This window comes from Vibrio neptunius (assembly GCA_019339365.1).
GTDB classification, from domain to species: domain Bacteria; phylum Pseudomonadota; class Gammaproteobacteria; order Enterobacterales; family Vibrionaceae; genus Vibrio; species Vibrio neptunius.
The window spans coordinates 254,854-272,879 of the sequence record CP079860.1; the positions used below are offsets into that span (position 1 = coordinate 254,854).

At 44.2% G+C, this 18,026-nt stretch carries 12 protein-coding genes and 2 pseudogenes; 10 read left to right on the plus strand and 4 right to left on the minus strand.

Annotated features, from left to right (window positions below):
* Positions 1–104 precede the first annotated feature (104 nt).
* Positions 105–1,088 carry an AraC family transcriptional regulator gene (locus tag KW548_17880; protein QXX08974.1) on the minus strand — a complete coding sequence of 328 codons (984 nt, stop codon included), beginning with the start codon at positions 1,086–1,088 and terminating at the stop codon, positions 105–107.
* Positions 1,089–1,214: 126 nt separating this feature from the next.
* Between KW548_17880 and KW548_17885 the strand changes: the two genes are divergently transcribed.
* The 4 genes from KW548_17885 to KW548_17900 all read left to right on the plus strand — a co-directional run bounded on the left by KW548_17885 (position 1,215) and on the right by KW548_17900 (position 6,438).
* Positions 1,215–1,538 carry an MFS transporter gene (locus KW548_17885; GenBank protein QXX08975.1) on the plus strand — a complete coding sequence of 108 codons (324 nt, stop codon included), beginning with the start codon at positions 1,215–1,217 and terminating at the stop codon, positions 1,536–1,538.
* Entirely contained in the window at positions 1,538–2,761 is a 1,224-nt protein-coding gene (locus KW548_17890) for an efflux RND transporter periplasmic adaptor subunit (GenBank protein QXX08976.1), read from the plus strand. Before KW548_17885 ends, KW548_17890 begins: the two co-directional genes overlap by 1 nt.
* A 1,059-nt stretch (positions 2,762–3,820) precedes the next feature.
* Complete coding sequence (locus tag KW548_17895) at positions 3,821–5,098, plus strand: cytosine deaminase (GenBank protein ID QXX08977.1); 1,278 nt, start codon at positions 3,821–3,823, stop codon at positions 5,096–5,098.
* An 899-nt stretch (positions 5,099–5,997) separates the two neighbouring features.
* Positions 5,998–6,438: a cytidine/deoxycytidylate deaminase family protein gene (locus tag KW548_17900; protein QXX08978.1), complete on the plus strand. Its 441-nt coding sequence runs from the start codon at positions 5,998–6,000 to the stop codon at positions 6,436–6,438.
* On the opposite strand, the gene KW548_17905 is transcribed toward KW548_17900, so the two are convergent.
* On the minus strand, positions 6,433–9,081 hold the full coding sequence (locus KW548_17905; GenBank protein ID QXX08979.1) for a response regulator: 2,649 nt from the start codon (positions 9,079–9,081) through the stop codon (positions 6,433–6,435). The two genes, KW548_17900 and KW548_17905, sit on opposite strands and share 6 nt — an antisense overlap.
* A 754-nt stretch (positions 9,082–9,835) precedes the next feature.
* Between KW548_17905 and KW548_17910 the strand changes: the two are divergent.
* From KW548_17910 to KW548_17935, 6 genes and pseudogenes are all read left to right on the plus strand, one after another.
* Positions 9,836–11,273 (plus strand): annotated as a pseudogene (locus KW548_17910) (glyceraldehyde-3-phosphate dehydrogenase).
* 175 nt (positions 11,274–11,448) lie between these two features.
* On the plus strand, positions 11,449–11,655 hold the full coding sequence (locus tag KW548_17915) for a hypothetical protein (GenBank protein QXX08980.1): 207 nt from the start codon (positions 11,449–11,451) through the stop codon (positions 11,653–11,655).
* Positions 11,636–12,847 (plus strand): alpha/beta fold hydrolase, encoded by a 1,212-nt coding sequence (locus tag KW548_17920; protein QXX08981.1) that lies wholly within the window; start codon positions 11,636–11,638, stop codon positions 12,845–12,847. Before KW548_17915 ends, KW548_17920 begins: the two co-directional genes overlap by 20 nt.
* A gap of 156 nt (positions 12,848–13,003) precedes the next feature.
* A pseudogene (locus KW548_17925) lies at positions 13,004–13,488 on the plus strand (acyl-CoA thioesterase).
* 141 nt (positions 13,489–13,629) lie between these two features.
* Entirely contained in the window at positions 13,630–13,875 is a 246-nt protein-coding gene (locus KW548_17930; protein ID QXX08982.1) for a hypothetical protein, read from the plus strand.
* 331 nt (positions 13,876–14,206) lie between these two features.
* A complete protein-coding gene (locus KW548_17935) occupies positions 14,207–15,907 on the plus strand; it encodes a DUF3859 domain-containing protein (GenBank protein ID QXX08983.1) in 1,701 nt (566 codons plus the stop codon).
* A gap of 148 nt (positions 15,908–16,055) precedes the next feature.
* Here the strand turns inward: KW548_17935 and KW548_17940 are convergent, their stop codons facing one another.
* Both KW548_17940 and KW548_17945 read right to left on the minus strand, forming a co-directional pair.
* Positions 16,056–17,006: a hypothetical protein gene (locus tag KW548_17940; GenBank protein ID QXX08984.1), complete on the minus strand. Its 951-nt coding sequence runs from the start codon at positions 17,004–17,006 to the stop codon at positions 16,056–16,058.
* 67 nt (positions 17,007–17,073) lie between these two features.
* The gene (locus tag KW548_17945) at positions 17,074–18,024 is read right to left on the minus strand and encodes a hypothetical protein (GenBank protein ID QXX08985.1); all 951 of its coding nucleotides are present in this window, start codon (positions 18,022–18,024) and stop codon (positions 17,074–17,076) included.
* Between the last annotated feature and the right edge of the window lie 2 nt (positions 18,025–18,026).

Here is an 18,026-nt window from a genome sequence, read left to right on the forward strand (position 1 = left end):
CTTCCCTCAATTGATGATATTTCTTCCATACAATCACGATTCCAACTATGGAGCAAGCGCGAGAACCATCGCACTGTGGATTGACTAGATATCCGCTGCAAGGATCAGGCGTAGTACCGCTGAACATACTGATTGGGAGTCAAACCTCGATGCTTTTTAAACATACGGTTAAAGCTTGCAATATTCTGATAGCCAAGGCGAGGCGCAATGTCCGCCACTTCGATACCATGACGCATCATTTCAACGGCAATGTTACTCAACACATAACCACTCACCGTGGTGAAGTTCATACCTAAATGACGCAACCGACGTTGAAACTGCTGAACGGAAAGCCCGAGTAAGTTCGACACATTATTGACCGTTGGCAAGCCATAATGACGACTGTAATTGAGTATCTCATAGATGACTTTCACTTCATCTTCTGGGTCGGGCATATTAAGCAGTTCATCTAAGTCTGCAAAATTCATCGCCAAACGCCCTTTTTGTACCCTAGCCTGCTGCTTAGTCGCGAGACGCAGGTCCGCATGAAACCATATTTCTGTAGCCGGATGGTTCCATGCTACCTCACAGCCAAAATAGGCTTGATATTTGGCGGCATTCTGGCGGGAACCTGATAACTGTACTCTGAGGGGAGAAAAGTCTTGCCCCAGATAAGCACGCAAGATCTTCATCAATGCCATCGCCATACGAACACTATCGTGAACTTTACATTCAGAGGCCACCATGGGATTTCTGTAGGCCCACTTGATCAGGGAGCCATTCAGAGAAGCTGAGAGAAAAGCACCACTTTGCAAACTGCTAAAACCATAATTCACCCGTCGAATAGTCGAGGCCAGATCGCTGCCAGAAAGAAGCCAATGCGAAATCATCCCCACCTGCCCCACATCCACATCACGATTGATATCAAGAATGACATCGGGATTACCCGTCGCCTTCTCTAACGACTCGAACCAACGATTGATTTCGACCATAGGTATCAATGTCATCGGATTGCGAAACGCCGACTCTGGTATCGCCAACGCTTCATTGCCGATTTGGTATCGCCGCCTCGCTTCTTGGTGAATGTGCCGAATTCCCAGCACACGCATAAACCTCACTTTATTCATAGGCAAATTACGTCAATTTTGAATGTATTTTGAATCAATCTGTCACATTTAATCCAAGTTTTCAAACCTGACACACAATACAACACCTTATAAATAAAGGAGCGTTGAATGAGTTTATTGAGTGTCCCGTTCGTTGGAACAGGTGCAGACACCGCGTTACATGTTGTCGCGACAGTGGTCTTAATCGCGACTGTCGGTGCAGCACTGTTTGGATTCTGGAAGTTTCACGAACTACCCATCAACAAAGCCCACAGCAAAGACCATCATCAAATCGGCTTGATCACCGCACTCACATGGATTGGTTTTATTTGGCACTGGGTTTGGGTTGTGGCAGTGATACTTGCCTTCGTCGATATGGAAAAAGCCATCGTTAATCTTCGCGACACTTGGCGTCACGCGCCAAACGAGAAAGATCAACAGGAGGAGTTGTAATGTTAGAAGGTTTGGCCGTTTGGGCACTTTTCATCTACCTGTTACGTCTTGTTGGTATGCCTTGGAATGTGGTGACCAAATCGTTCGCTTATTTCGGTGGGGTCGCTTGGCTGATGTTCGTTTGGGTCGGGCTAATTAACTATACTCCAATGGATTTATCAGGGGGTTCAGTCGTGCAATCCCCTCATATTCAATTGCGCCCTGATTCGCCTAACGTCACAGGCAAAGTTGACAAGATTCACATCGAACCCAACCAAAAAGTGAAAAAAGGACAGTTGATCTACGAAATAGACCCAACACAATATCAGATCGCTTATAACCAAGCGAAAGTGGCGGAAGAATCAGCGATGGTTGAACTTGAAGTCGCATTTGAGGACATCTCAATCTCACAAGCGACCTACGCTTCCATGGTTCAGGATTTGAAAACTACACAAAGCCAACTTGCCGCGGCTAAGGCTGATTACCGTCTACAAAACAAAATGTTGGCCCGTTATACAGAACAAAATCGTGTTGTGAATAACACCATCACCGCAAGCGATATCGATAAACAGGAAACCGCCGTCACCAAAGCACAGCACAATGTCACAACCTTAGAGTCGACACTCAAAACCAAGCAAGTCGATACTCAGAAAGCTAAGTTGGCGATCGCAAAATCAGAACTCGCTGTCAAGTCAAAGCATTCAGATTGGAAGACAGTGCAAGAACAACTCGCTAAAGCAAAATGGGATTTAGACAGTACCAAGGTTTACGCTCCAGCTGATGGCTTTGTGACCAATTTTATATTGCGAGAAGGGCAACGCGTTTCAATGCTGCCAAGACTGCAAATGTACACTGATGAAAAGTATGTCTTGATGCGTGTTAACCATCAGGCGATCCGCAACATTAAACCGGGCCAAAGTGCCGAGTTTTCTACCTCTGTTTATCCGGGCAAGATTTTCTCGGCCAAAGTAGAAGGCATCGTCGAAGCGACTGGTGAAGCCCAAAGTAACCTACTTGGTTTTGATGATTCAGTGCGCGCAACCACAGGCAAAAACTTACAAAACAAACATCACTTTGTGCGTTTGAAGATTGAAGAAGCAGACCAGTATGACATCCCTGTCGGCTCTGTTGGGCTTGCTTGGGTCAGCGGGGAGAAGCCGATTAGCTTCATGGCGTTTCTTGACGTGATCCGAGGTATCATCATTCGAATGAAATCTCAGCTCTATTACTTCTACTCTATTTAACCCCCCAACCTATGGAAGCCCGAATCAACTGGGCTTCCATTCTATCTACCCAAAATAGAACCCTCCGCGTTAGTTGTCTTTTTGGGCACTTAAGTACACATAGCGCCTTGTTTGGTCATTTCAGCCAGTTTTATTCTATGAAGTGCAGTCATTACTCTTGCTTACTCTTTAGTTAGCATGACTTAATAGCGCACTTGCTTTGTTAAAAATGAAACACGGCCATGGTTTCAAACTTAGCCCCAATATGGCCTAGCTAGCATTTTCCAAACACTGCTAAGTAAAAATAACGATAACACAAGACTCAAATTGTCTTAAATATCATTAGCAAAATTGAGGTAATTTGCAAAATGCAATTCCATATTGCAATCGGTTGCTTGAAAAACCCCATTTAGCGATCAAATTTTGAGCAATTACGCGCTATAAAAGTTGGCACATATACTGCTTATATAATATTGACCCTTCTTAAGCCGAGGGTCACCTAGCCAACTGACGTTGTTAGTGAACCTAATTTGTTCACACTTATTTAAGCCAATCTTACTTATTGAGATTGGCTTTTTTTCTACCTGCTCTCACTCAAATAGCTTCTTTCTTGATGGCTACATTGATGTGTCACTTCAATGAATTTCTTATTTTCACTTAAATCAACAGAGGCTGGCTGAATTTTTTCACTTCCTTGTTATCGCCAAAAATCAATGGCTTTAAATGTAAAAACACGAGTTTCAGCAAAATATCATTCCAAAGTAAAAAAATCCGTTAAAAGCTTCCCAATCACTGACATCACGATTTAATCACAGCTGTCGGCATTAGCTTCATGAGTCTCTGATTTGTTTGCTCTTGAGTTAATGTCAGAAACTGTATGTTCCCGCTATCATCGCTTTTGGGCTCAATATCTGGACCTCCAACTAGAATGCCATTTGCGCTGCACAATTAAGCTCCTCTAGCATCATGGCACGCTCAAGTACTATGATGTCTGTAGTGTAGGAGCGCGTTGTGCTACGTCGTACTCAACCCTCTTCTCAACAAGACAATACTCAGCGCGAAATCGCGTAAGGACGCACAATGACTCAGTTATTGATCAAAAATGTCAAACTACAACACCAAGCAGGGGTAAAGCAGATCCTGATTGAACATGGTCAATTTCAACGGATCATCGATAACGACATGGCTATTGACCACTGTGGTCAGGTGTTAGACGCAGAAGGTGGCCTCGCCGTCGCTCCATTTTGTGAGCCTCATATTCACTTAGACACCACGCAAACAGCAGGTGAACCAAAATGGAATATTTCTGGCACGCTTTTCGAGGGGATTGAACGCTGGGCTGAGCGTAAAGAAATGCTGTCAGTGGAAGATGTTAAAACTCGCGCAAAGCAGACTCTTAAATGGCAAATAGCCAATGGTGTTCAGCACGTACGCACTCATGTCGACGTATCGGACCCGACCCTTGTCGCACTTAAAGCCATGGTCGAACTGCGTGAAGAGATGAAAGAGTGGGTAGATATTCAAATTGTGGCTTTTCCCCAGGAAGGGATCCTCTCCTACCCGAACGGTAAGGCGTTACTTGAACAAGCCGTGCAGATCGGCGCCGACGTGATCGGTGCCATTCCGCATTTTGAGTTTACCCGCGAGTATGGCATTGAGTCTCTGCACTATGTCTTTGAGTTGGCCAGACAGTATGACCGCTTAATTGACGTACATTGTGATGAAATTGACGACGAACAATCTCGTTTTGTCGAAACCTTGGCTGCCCTCGCTCTGAAGTATGAGATGGGAGATAAGGTTACAGCCAGTCACACCACAGCGATGGGTTCTTACAACGGTGCCTATGCTTCGCGACTTTTCCGTTTGTTGAGAATGTCGGGGATTAACTTTGTCGCCAACCCTCTGGTCAACATTCATTTACAGGGTCGCTTCGATGATTATCCGAAACGCCGTGGCGTCACTAGAGTCAAAGAGATGCTCAACGCCAATATCAATGTGTGTTTCGGCCATGATGATGTCTTCGACCCTTGGTACCCACTAGGGACGGCAAACATGCTGCAAGTGCTCCATATGGGTTTACATGTTTGTCAGGTGATGGGTTATGACCAAATCAACAACTCATTGGAACTCATCAGCACCAACTCGGCACGTACTTTGAACATCCAGCATAAATACGGGTTAGAAGAAGGTAAACCGGGTAGTTTGCTGATCCTACCTGCCGACAATGGCTTTGATGCTGTCAGACGCCAAGTGCCCGTTCGTTACTCGATCCGCCATGGTAAGGTGATCGCACAAACTCAACCCGCGACGACTTCTATTTGCTTGGAGAGCGAAGAAACGATTACTTTCCAACGTTAATACCAGCCTGCTGAATAGGGGGGCGCAAGCTTCCCTTGTCTATCGATGGCAGCAATATCATCGCTCAATCCTGTTAGCGCTATTTGTCGTGATAAAAAAGAAAACCCCACTAAGCTTTCGCCTAGTGGGGCTTATTCTTACTCGCAGCAATCCGGCTACTAATAGGTGCTCCCTGCATCTATTCCTTGATAGTACGCTGATTCCTTCAGCACTGTCCGTATCATCGCCTTCCTAGCGGTGTCCTCGGCAATCCAGCCCGTTAGCTATCCTCGCTAACTCCCATCGCTTTTTCCTTAAGCGGTGTCCCTGAACCTATCATCCTGATAGAAAATGCCTTAGTCCGTTAAGCGTCCATTAACTTTCCTTGGTGTAACCATCCTAGTTACTAGCGTCCAGCTAATGTCCTTTGCTTTCCTTGCCGACTGTTCTTCCTAAACAATCGAATCTTCGTCCTGAAGATGACCTATCCTTGGGTCTTTCCTGTTCCGTGTCTGCTCCCTGCTGACAACTTAAGATTATGCCAGTGGCAAATTTTAACAATGGCGGATTTTTCTCTTAGTGCATACCATCGTAGCGAAAAAAAATGAAAACCATTTACAATACAATCACATAGAAAATAAAAACAACAATCTCCATGTCATTATCAGTCATTAAACTTACGCATTTGTAAGAGATATCGCACAAGCAGAATAGTCATTTGCGACCATCCTAAAACCAGATGGCCACGAAGCTATGTGAGACTTATCGAAATAAAATAGAAGTGGCTTGAATCAAACATAGCTAAAGCCTGAATTTAACTGGACTATCTCCGCGGAAATTAGGATATTATTAGCTGATCTGTATCACACTACTTTTATAAGTCCCCTATGCCGGGTTTTCTTTCCTAGAGGAATGATTGAATGATTTCTAAATGGGCACAACGCTTTTACCAAATGGCTGTTCTTGTCGGCTCATGGAGTAAAGACCCTTCTACTCAAGTGGGTGCTGTCATCACTAAACAAAATCGCATCGTGTCTGTTGGCTTCAATGGCTATCCACACGGCATTTCCGATAGTGCAATGACCGATGAAAGGGAAATGAAATATCTCAAAACACTGCACGCAGAAGAAAATGCTATTTTGTTCGCCAAACGCGATTTGGATGGTTGTGAAATATGGGTAACGCACTTCCCTTGCCCAAACTGCGCAGCAAAAATTATCCAGACAGGCATCTCAGCCGTTCACTGTCCCGAACAAAGTGAAGATTTTCTATCACGCTGGGGTGATAAGATAAAAATCAGCCAAGATATGTTCCTTCAAGCTGGCGTAAAGGTAAACTGGCTACCGCTTGAAGACCTATAGGCCAACCTGCAGTCGCTCAAAAGTATCAAAAAGCTGTTGTGACTTGTATGGCTTAGGCAGATAGGCATCCATTCCAGCCTCAAAACAGCTGTCTATCTCTTCCGGCAGAACACTGGCCGTCAAAGCAATAATTGGTGTTCTGCTTATTTCCTGTTCCGTTTCCAACGCCCGAATGCGACGCGTTGCGGTCAGTCCGTCCATGACGGGCATCATACAATCCATCAGAATCGCTGTGTACTGTTGTCCTGACTCAAACAAACTTACTGCTTCAGCACCATTACTGGCTATTTGGTAATCCACCCCAACGCGGCTGAGAAAGAAGCTCGCGATTTTTTGGTTCATCAGATTATCTTCGACGATCAAAATACATCGGCTTTCACTGGAGTGATACGCTCTACTTTTCCTCCGTTCAATCTGAGTGGTATTCACATGAATACCGTTGAGTGCTTTGTCAATCGCAGTCTCAAAACGGCTACCCAAAAAAGGAAGTGTTAGATTAGATGACACAAGAGGTTCGGAATCAGGCAACATGAACAAGTGATGCTGAAAACCAATAATTTCTGAGAAATTAAACCGCGCTCTGAGCGATGCGAGATCACGTCGAGAGCTATGATGGGCATGATAACAATAGAAGATAAGATCAAACGGCTCATCCAACACAAGCGCATCATTGGTGGTGTTTAAAGTGGTGACGCTCAAACCGAAACGTTTAGATTCACTCTCGATTAAAGAGGTGTATTGGCTGCCATTTGTAATACACAACGCTTTGCCTTTCACTTTATCTCGACTTGACTCTACGGCTGAATGGGCTGGAATAGAAAAATGAAAACGGCTTCCGACGCCGAGCGCGGTGCTAGCAGTGATGCGTCCCCCCATCAGCTCTGCAATTTGACGACAGATAGCCAAACCTAAACCTGTGCCACCATAGCGCCGAGTAATACTGCTATCTTCTTGGGTAAACGGCTGGAAAATCTCTTCTAGCTTATCTTCATTGAACCCCACCCCCGTATCCGCAATACCGCAATCCAAATACGCTTTTCCATCTTCAGTCACCATAGTCATGGTGACTGATACCGCGCCATCTTGAGTAAACTTTACCGCATTACTCAATAAGTTCAGCAAAACTTGTTTATATCGAAATTCATCAATGTAGAGACTGTCCGGTATATTGGGAGAAAGTATCACGCTAAGCTCTACCTGTTGTTTGAGCGCCTTGGTACTCACCATATTCATCGCTTCAAAAACAGATTCGCGAACATCGGCATGGCTAGGCGATAAGGTCAGGTTGCCGGACTCAATCTTCGATAAGTCGAGAATATCGTTAATAAGGATAAGCAGAGCATGTGAAGACACATCAATATCGCTCAGAATCTCTTTCTGTGAAGGCGTTAAATGACTGTCAGACAAAATCTCCGTCATGCCTATGATACCGTTTAAAGGGGTTCTAATTTCATGCGACATGTTGGCCAAAAATACGCTTTTGGCTTGGTTGGCCGCCTCGGCACTCTCCTTGGCTACAACCAACTCCTGCTCATAGTCCTGCTGAGCTTGAATCATATAGTTGACGCTGCGAGCAAACTTAGCAAACTCATCGTTACCATCCTCTGGGACAAATTCTGCACGGCCATGGTTGCGCATACTCCCCATAACAGCAAGGATCCGTTCCAGCTTGGCATTGATTCTGTAAAGGGTACTCGTCCCCCAGAAAAACATCACGGCTAACACCGAGAAGCCACCGATGGCTAAAGACAAGAGCGCATTTTCGCCTCTTTTAATGTTCATTTGGAGTTCTTCATGAAGCTCAGCGGAAAACACAGCAAGTTGTTTTTCCACTAACGCGTTACGCTGCTCAATCGCTAACGCGAAATCCTCCAACCTGTCCTTACTCCCAGGAGTAAGCAACATATGCTGCTTGTAATGACTACCACGCTGAAAATCGCGACTGGTAAAAACATCGAGTAACCTATGGATTTGATCGGAATCATCGCCCAAATCAATAAGCTTATCTAGGTGAAATTGCTGACGCTCGCTGATCTTAAAATAGTCCGCCGCATAGCCCGCATATGAGAGACGAACACTTCTTATTTCCTGAGCGAGCCAAGCTTCCTGCTCCATCCAAAAATACAGCCAGTTCAGGTCACTCAAGACAAGATCCAACTGATGTACTTTGCGCTCAAGGTTGTGGTTTTCTATCGATTGAACCTCGTTATATAACTGATACAAAGCCGCATAGATAAGCCGTCCTAACGCTAAGCTTTCACGGGAACTCACTGTTTTCAGTTGTGGCAGCAATGCGTTGAGCTTTTCAATGTAACTCAACGTTCTATTGGAGGCATTGACACCATAATGTACGTGTTCTGATGTATGCGCCGCCTCTGCGGCTGAATTCAGAGATTGCTGCGCCATGTCAAGCGCGACCACCGCACTCTCACCTTTAATTCGATAGGCCAACGCTTCATACACATATCTGGAAAAATCAGATAAATGTCTGACTGTCTGATTTTTCTCACTAATGACAGCGTAGCTGTAAAGTCTCTCCTGAATACGAGTCACCGTATTCACGGTGAATATCAGGATCACCAATGTCGGTATCAGACATAAAATCAACAACCGGCTTTTGATTGATATGTTAGTGAGGAGCATGGAGACTCGTTCCTTCGAATCATTTTTTGAACCACTAGACTGTTAATACTAGTTGATATTAAATTTGGTTCTTATTATCCAGACCAAAATCGAGAGAATTTTTCGATCGGCACAGGATCTTTTTGCGCAAATGTTCGCTGTCCTACACAGTTCTTTGTTTTCCATCTCTAGCATGCCGTGGTATATCGAGCGGTATTTTTAAGACAAATTGTCAACCCAGTACAAAGGGGTTACTTCACGCGTCAAAGCCGATCAGCCTGAAAAGTGCCCGGCGAGTATTATTTCACGCATTAAATTAATAAATCTATTGAGGAGCAAAGGGAAGCAGGTCAAAAAACGTGATCAACAGTCAATGCACACTGCCTCACAAAACAAGTGAAACGTTTGCTTAACTAGTTAAATTCATTTCACCAGACTTTTGTTTACTTTTTCAGTTGTTAACATGTTCTAATTCAAATTATTTAATGTTCAATTTTAAAAATTTTCATTATTTTTGAGCTTCAAGTATTTTTCTACGAAAATTAAGTAATAGATTTAAAAAATGTCAATAGGTTAATTTAAGCGTAATTTACGTATTCTGGACCACGATGTTAGCGATTTACTCTGTAATTAATTTTTCTAGCAGAATAAGATGTTAGGCATTACAATCCTGCCGCATAAAAATTACAAAAATAAAACACTTTTTTATCTCTACTCACTCCCCTACACAGTGAAGTAGAGTCAGTCCCCAAAACGTGAAAGGTCCAAACAAACAATGAGTCCAGAGAAACACCTCCTTGACTGGCAAACTAGCCAAACGATTGCGGAAACTATCTCTCCCCTACTTGGTCAACTTTATCGCGAAAAAGGCGTCGAAGTTCTACTGTTTGGTAAAACTCTGGTGAATGCAGCGACCATAGACATTATCAAAACGCATCGTCTTGCTCGTCGCTATACAGGAACGCCACTTTCAGCGGAGCAAACATTACCGCTGATCAAAGCACTATCAGAAATGGAGCTATCGCCATGTCGTGTTGATGTGGGCCAATTAGCGCACCAATTCTGGAAAGGTCGCGATGACGAACACGGTGTGAAAGACTTCCTGCATTCTTCTCTGATGGGCGCAATGAACGGTGAAACCGTCACTGAGCCTCGCGATGTCGTACTTTATGGTTTTGGTCGTATTGGCCGTTTGCTTACTCGCCTATTAGTCGAAAAAAAGTGGCCCAGGCTACCCATTGCGCCTCCGCGCTGTCGTAGTACGCGGCGGTAAAAAAGGTGACCTAGAAAAACGTGCAAGCCTACTTCGCCGTGACTCAGTGCATGGCCAGTTCAATGGCAGCATCGTCGTCGACGAAGAACGCAAAGCGATCATTGCTAACGGCAACTACATTCAATTTATTTACGCCAACAAACCGGAAGACGTCGACTACTCAAGCTATGGCATACACAACGCGCTGGTTGTCGACAACACAGGCGTTTGGCGTGACGCAGAAGGGCTAAGCCAACACCTTGAGTGTAACGGTGCAGAGAAAGTCCTTCTTACTGCTCCGGGCAAAGGTGACATCAAGAACGTTGTATTCGGTGTTAACGACAAGGTGATCGACGCCGAAGATACCATCATATCTGCGGCAAGTTGCACCACTAATGCCATTACGCCCATTCTGAAAGCAATGAACGATAAGTATGGCGTTGTCTCTGGTCATATCGAAACGGTTCACTCATTCACCAATGACCAGAACCTAATCGATAACTTCCACTCAGGTGAACGCCGCGGACGTAGTGCCTCTCTGAATATGGTACTCACCGAAACAGGTGCTGCAAAAGCAGTAGCAAAAGCGCTCCCTGAACTGGCTGGTAAGTTGACGGGTAATGCGATTCGTGTCCCAACACCAAACGTGTCCATGGCGATCGCTAACCTAAACCTAGACAAAGGCACAGACAAAGAAGAACTGAACGCTTACCTGCGTGAAATGGCGCTGGCGTCTGAGCTGTCTGCACAAATTGATTACACAGAGTCAACAGAAGTCGTTTCTACCGACTTAGTCGGCTCACGTTTTGCTGGTGTGGTTGATGGTGCTGCGACTATCGCTCAAGACAACCGCTGTGTTTTGTACATTTGGTATGACAACGAATTCGGCTACAGCTGCCAAGTTATCCACTGTATGGAACAAATGATGGGTGTTCGTTACAAAACTTACCCATCCAAATAACCGAATATCGCCCCTGAGTTCAATCAGGGGCAAACCTCCACAACACAACTATAACGATATACCCCCGTACTTGCCGTTTTCATCTGAAAACGGCTTTTTTTGTTTAAGAGTGTTTCATTCATCTTTCATTCATTTCCGATTGTTTAGTATTTGTATTAAAAGAGAGGTATCCATTATGAATAGAGTGATGTCGAGCGTACTTGCGCTGTTTATTGGCTTCTTTACCATTATCATTGGCCTGATTCTCGCGATACCCCTGACTATCGCAGCACTGATTACTGGAAAGAAGATTGAGAGGGCGATTAAGAAAAACGCCAACACGGCTCAGCAACAATCAAAAGGTTCAGTGCTGGAGGGAGAGTATGAAGACGTATCAAAGTAAAACAGACAAACTTGAATACATGATGCGTAAAAAAATTGCCTTGGTCTTTTATGTTGCAGCCGCAGTCACAGCAGGACTGGTTGGCTGCAGTACGCCGTCCAAAGACCCAGCGTATGAAAAGGCGGACACACTACCCAGCTACCAACAGACAAGCTTTGAAAGCTATGTAGCGGACACAAAAGCATGGCTGATGGACAACCGCTTGTTTATGACAGCGGATCATCAAGAGGAATTGGCACAAGTCCTACCACACGAATATCACCCAGCCTCGCCGAACGGCCAAGGTGTACTCTTGGTTCATGGCTTAGGGGATTCACCTTATTCTTTCACTGACATCGCGACTCACCTCGCGCAACAGGGTTATCTAGTCAGAACCATTTTGCTTCCCGGACATGCAAGCAAAGTTGGTGACCTTCAGTTACCTAGGCTTGCCGATTGGCAAGGCGTTGTAAAGCATCATATTGATCTCCTAAAAAAACAGACCGATTCCATCTGGGTGGGGGGTTACTCAACAGGGGCAAACCTTGTAACCTCTGAAGCTTTGAACGACCAAGACATCAACGGTATTCTGCTTTTTTCTCCCGCTTTTGAACCCGGTTCGTCTACCGTTAAGTTTGCTGAGTTAGCAAGCTACTTCGTTACCTGGGCAGACCAAGATCCTGAAGATAATCCATTACGTTATAACTCCTTGCCAATGAATGCAGCGGCCGTCTACTATCAAACGTCTGCCGTCGTGAGAGAGCAGCTCGCTACCACCCACTACAGCAAACCCGTTTTTATGCTCATGAGTGAAGGCGATCGTGTGATCAACACTCAGTATTCGATTGACATCTTCTCCCACCGAATGCACAACCCTAACAATCGTTTGGTTTGGCAAGGCGAGCAAGATCTTCCGGAACCGCGTTCGACACGTTTTAGCATGAAGCTACCAGAGCAACGAATTTCCAATGGCTCTCACATGGGACTCCTGTTCTCTCCGGAGAACCCTAACTATGGCGTGAACGGCACGAACGTCATCTGTTCCAATGGTCAGGAACAAGCCCAGGCAGAAAAGTGTGCACAAGGAGAACCCGTTTGGTACTCGGCTTGGGGCTACAATGAATCAGGCAAGGTTCATGCGCGTCTAACATACAACCCTTACTTCGATGAGAGCATGCAAATCATGGACTCTGTTATGGCTTCTCGAATTTGATCACCAGCTCCCCTCTTCTGACGTATCAGGATAGGTAAACACCCCTTTATTTCTGGGGCTCCTACGTTTTTTCGACTAAGCTGGAATTATTGATTGCAGTTTATTGAAGTGTTTGTTAATAGTTTTAACAAACACATAAAAACGAAGGATTGACAGATGAGCAATGGTCAACGCGATATAACACTACGCTTTCTAGCTGAACCTGGGGATGTCAATTTCGGTGGTAAAGTCCACGGTGGCGCCGTCATGAAATGGATTGACTTGGCCGCTTATGCGAATGCTGCTGCTTGGAGTGGCAAGTACTGTATCACCGCTTATGCGGGGGTATCCGCTTTGTTGCGCCGATACATGTCGGGAACTTGGTTGAGGTCAGCGCCAAGGTCATTTACACCGGAAAAACATCAATGCACATTGCCATTGATGTCCAAGCGAGTGATCCAAAAGAGCTGAAAAATCGCCTAACGACGCATTGTATTGTCATCATGGTGGCGGTGGATGGAGAAGGACAACCTTCACCTGTCCCAGAATGGGTTCCTGAAACCGAGGACGACATTAATCTGCGGGATTCTGCGATTCGATTGATGAACATGCGCAAACAAATAGGTGAAGAAATGGAAGCGCATGTAAAGTATTTGAAATAATCATTCTGTGTAAAAAAGAGGCTAAATGCCTCTTTTTGGCCTTTATTCGTCAAATTTATGCCAACACGGCTAACCTGTCATTTTTCCTTCATCTTTATTTGATTAAATCCGCAATCGATTAGGTAGAAGGAAGGAGATGGTGTGAACCTCACCCACACAACACTTAGCGAAACAACACTGTCTAACCCAAAAGCAGTCGAGTACCAATGGGTTCGTACCATGTATGTAGAAGGCTATGCAGAACATGAGATCAACCATTACATTCAAACCTGTTTTGGTGGTGATGACACCTTCGCTGATCTGTTTCGTAGAGTCGCGCTTTCTCAGGAAAGTATCTACGTGCTTCTTCAATATCTGGGCTGTGCCCCTTCTAACCGTGAGTTTTGACAGACTTCACCGCTTTCCATAACAAATGCCACTCAGTGAGGCATGACATCAGGTCATCATTCTCCTTCTTTGCGCGCTAGCGAGTGCAAAGACCATATAATTTGGACCAAACCATATAGAGTGATCCTTTGCCGCCCCTAAAACATCCAACGTAGATGATACGCAATAGGCAAAACCTAACTCTATAAGAACGCTCTGGCGATGTGGGCTTTCGTCAACAGTGTATTCGCTCTCCTTAACGCATTTTGTGATGCTTATGGTCGCATATGACATCTGCATACTATAGAATTCATCAATAACCCATTGTTAAATAATTATTTTTAGGAAACCAATGAAGCCCCTTATTTCGCTGCTTAGCCTGTTATTGAGCTTATCAGGCTGCAGCAGCACACCTAAGCCCGTACTGATCAATGAGATCAAGTTTAAAGACAGTGCTTTCGAGCGCTGTATTAAAAAGCTTGATGTTGAAGAAATCGCTCAGGTCACCCATATCATCTGTAATTACAGTGATATCCAAGACGTCAGTGAACTGGGTTATTTTACCCAGGCTCAAGATGTTGAGTTTGTTGAAAACAATATTGAGCGTATTGATCTGTCTTCACTTCCACAACTTAAGCGTTTAACGGTATCAGGGAATGGCTTAACGACCATCGATGTCAGTTCCAACCCTCAACTTGAGTTTATTAATATCTCCAGAAACGCGGTGACCGAGCTCGACCTGAGCAATAACCGCAAACTAACGGGCTTATATGCCTATCAAACTCAGCTTGAAGAACTGGAGCTAGGACATCTTACTGAGCTGAAGCGTCTTGGTGTCAGCCAAAGTCAGCTAACCGAGCTTGACCTACGCCAAAGCCATAAGCTTGAAGAATTGATTGTCACTGGGGCGAATTTAAAGGAGTTGGACGTCTCTCATTTAACTCGCCTCAGGCATTTGGAATTGCCGAACAACCAGCTCAAACAGATAATACTCAAGACACATCCTCAGTTGGTTATGCTCAATGTACGCAACAACCAGTTGCAAGACATCAACCTTTCAGGCGTTGGCAGGGTCAATAGAGTGATTGCCAGCTTCAACCAACTCTCGGCTATCAATTTATCAGCACTTCCTCTACTTCATGATGCAGAATTAAACAACAATAATATTAGTCAGTTAGATGTTCAGTACAACAAACAACTGACACGCTTGCTGGCATTCAACAACCCTTTGGTAAGCTTTACACGAGACGACGACCAAGAGATCAAATACCTATCGATTGAGGGTACACCCGTGGCTAAAGCTCACTTTGAGGGCGATGCATTAGGAGCCGTCATTCCGACGGTAACGGTGCTGAAAGGTGGCAAGAAGCCATCCATCAAAGATGGCTTTAGGCCGCTATATAGCCAAATCATTGCCCCTGAATTGGGTGACTTTATCGGATTTCAATATAAAGTTACCACCAATAGCAATCATGGTAGGTCAGAAACCTTTCCTATTACGGTCCGAGTCACTCATCCGCCGATTAAGTCAACAGGCAATCAGAAAACGTTCACTGTGAGCAGTTGGCCGGATACCATGTTCGAGCATGATCGTAATCAGGCGTTATGGCAATTTTCCAGTCCAGAGGAATTGGTTGCAGGCGTATGGACCTTTGAGATCATTTACCAACAGCGGGTATTGGCAGAGCATAATTTTGTTGTACAAACCGACGATGAGTCAGTGTTCGTCGACGCCGCTCAGCGTGATGAACCATTTAAACTATTCGATAGCGTCATCGATGGAACCAATATGTTGTGTCATGACGAACGTTTCTATCAATGCCTGAATATAGAATCGGCGCAAGCTTGCCATCAAACACTTGTTCCTTTCGAGAGAGACTGCAAAGCCAAAGCACTAAAGCAGACGCATCAGGTTTTTCAGTATCGTGTCGGTAATACGCTAGAACAGCTTAAACGATATGATACTTTCTATTTAGCCTGTCTCGCCGAAGGTAAACTAAAGCAAGTCGATGGTGACATGGAACAGTTTGCAGACTGTTTGCTTGCCGATTAGTTGATTAGATCCAAGGTTAGCAATTAAGACGTCATTGGCTTTGCTTAGTTTTTGCTTTTTACTAGCCAAAAACATCGGAGCCAATGGCTTAAATACATCAACGCTCCATTTTGCTATCACCGCTATATCGCATGGCCCGTGGGCCCTACTACTCTTGTAAATACCGATACAATTTAGGAAGAACGTGTTCTTGTTGCAAAAGCTTTTCCAATCGTGCTTCGAAAGGCTCTGGTCTTTTATCAATCATAAAATATGTTTTAGGTTGAGGGCGGTAAAACTTCTCACCGGTAATGACGGCACTTTTGCCATTTTCCATAAAGTTGAAGATTTGTTGGAAGAAGTCATTATTGTCTCGAGCAGTATTAAGAATTATTTTACCCGTCGGTTGAATTCTGATCGGCACCATATCGTAGCCATCTTTACCCTTTCTATTTTCAGCGTATAAGTAGAGAACAATACCCGTACTTTTCTCTAAGAACCCCAAATGTTCAAATCGACAAGCGGCCACACGGCCATAGAACCACGTATATACAATCCCGCGTTTTCGATCAAAGAAAATATCAGTAGGCCTTAATGTTGTTATGAAAAACACACTCACAAGAAGAACGATCAAAGCCGACACACCTGTAGCTTTTAACTCTTTTCCTAAGCCCCTACGTGCACCTTCATGACCCAGTTTATGTACAGCTAGAATATAATTGATTAGTGAATAATCACCATTATCAGCAAAAATCATTTGATAATATGAATACTCCCACGATTGAAATTCATTAAAATAGCCTCCTTTTTGTTCTTTTTCTTGATAGCGACTCAATAGCTCTTTCCCATGAGATATAGAAGCTGAATTTAAGCCCAAATCACTGAGTATAAAAATAAAGAGAAACCACACTACCACCACAACAGGAACAAGATAAACGGAGCGAATAGTATGCCTTGCATCGCGAATGGATATAATATCGTCAGTCACCTGCATAAATGGCTCTGGTGGTTGATCAGTAGGCGGTATAACTTTCTGATTGACAAATTCATCTCGCCCATCCATCAACTTTTGTGCATACCGAAACCTAACCAGGGTTTCTTGGGTATTGGCTCTGCTCATCGATTAATCCCTTTTCACGTCTATCTATCCTTCGGGACGGTATCGTGTGGCCTGTGGGTGGGCCCTACTACTCTTGTAAATACCGATACAATTTAGGAAGAACGTGTTCTTGTTGCAAAAGCTTTTCCAATCGTGCTTCGAAAGGCTCTGGTCTTTTATCAATCATAAAATATGTTTTAGGTTGAGGGCGGTAAAACTTCTCACCGGTAATGACGGCACTTTTGCCATTTTCCATAAAGTTGAAGATTTGTTGGAAGAAGTCATTATTGTCTCGAGCAGTATTAAGAATTATTTTACCCGTCGGTTGAATTCTGATCGGAACCATATCGTAACCATCTTTACCCTTTCTATTTTCAGCGTATAAGTAGAGAACAATACCTGTACTTTTCTCCAAGAACCCCAAATGTTCAAATCGACAAGCGGCCACACGGCCATAGAACCACGTATAAACAATCCCGCGTTTTCGATCAAAGAAAATATCAGTTGGCCTTAACGTTGTTATGAAAAACACACTCACAAGAAGAACGATCAAAGCCGACACACCTGTAGCTTTTAATTCTTTTTCTAAGCCCTTACGTGATCCTTCACGACCATATTTGTAGACAGCTCGAATATAATTGACCAATGAATAATCACCATTATTAGCAAACACTGTTTGATAAAATGAATACTCCCTTCGGTCATAGTCATCAAAATAAGCTCCTTTTTGTTCTTCTTCTTGGTAGCGACTCAATTTCTCTTTCCCATGAGATATGGAGGCTGAATTTAAGCCGAAATCACTGAGTATAACAATAAAGAGAAACCACACTACCACCACAACAGGAACAAGGTAAACGGAGCGAATAGTATGCCTTGCATCGCGAATAGATATAATATCGTCAGTCACCTGCATAAATGGCTCTGGTGGTTGATCAGTAGGCGGTATAACTTTCTGATTGACAAATTCATCTCGCCCATCCATCAACTTTTGTGCATACCGAAACCTAACCAGGGTTTCTTGGGTATTGACTCTGCTCATCG

Bases quoted from the DNA above. Each gene is read 5' to 3' on its own strand.
- KW548_17880 (QXX08974.1), bottom strand. From the start codon at position 1,088: ATGCGTGTGCTGGGAATTCGGCACATTCACCAAGAAGCGAGGCGGCGA.
- KW548_17885 (QXX08975.1), top strand. From the start codon at position 1,215: ATGAGTTTATTGAGTGTCCCGTTCGTTGGAACAGGTGCAGACACCGCG.
- KW548_17890 (QXX08976.1), top strand. From the start codon at position 1,538: ATGTTAGAAGGTTTGGCCGTTTGGGCACTTTTCATCTACCTGTTACGT.
- KW548_17895 (QXX08977.1), top strand. From the start codon at position 3,821: ATGACTCAGTTATTGATCAAAAATGTCAAACTACAACACCAAGCAGGG.
- KW548_17900 (QXX08978.1), top strand. From the start codon at position 5,998: ATGATTTCTAAATGGGCACAACGCTTTTACCAAATGGCTGTTCTTGTC.
- KW548_17905 (QXX08979.1), bottom strand. From the start codon at position 9,081: ATGCTCCTCACTAACATATCAATCAAAAGCCGGTTGTTGATTTTATGT.
- KW548_17915 (QXX08980.1), top strand. From the start codon at position 11,449: ATGAATAGAGTGATGTCGAGCGTACTTGCGCTGTTTATTGGCTTCTTT.
- KW548_17920 (QXX08981.1), top strand. From the start codon at position 11,636: ATGAAGACGTATCAAAGTAAAACAGACAAACTTGAATACATGATGCGT.
- KW548_17935 (QXX08983.1), top strand. From the start codon at position 14,207: ATGAAGCCCCTTATTTCGCTGCTTAGCCTGTTATTGAGCTTATCAGGC.
- KW548_17940 (QXX08984.1), bottom strand. From the start codon at position 17,006: ATGAGCAGAGCCAATACCCAAGAAACCCTGGTTAGGTTTCGGTATGCA.
- KW548_17945 (QXX08985.1), bottom strand. From the start codon at position 18,024: ATGAGCAGAGTCAATACCCAAGAAACCCTGGTTAGGTTTCGGTATGCA.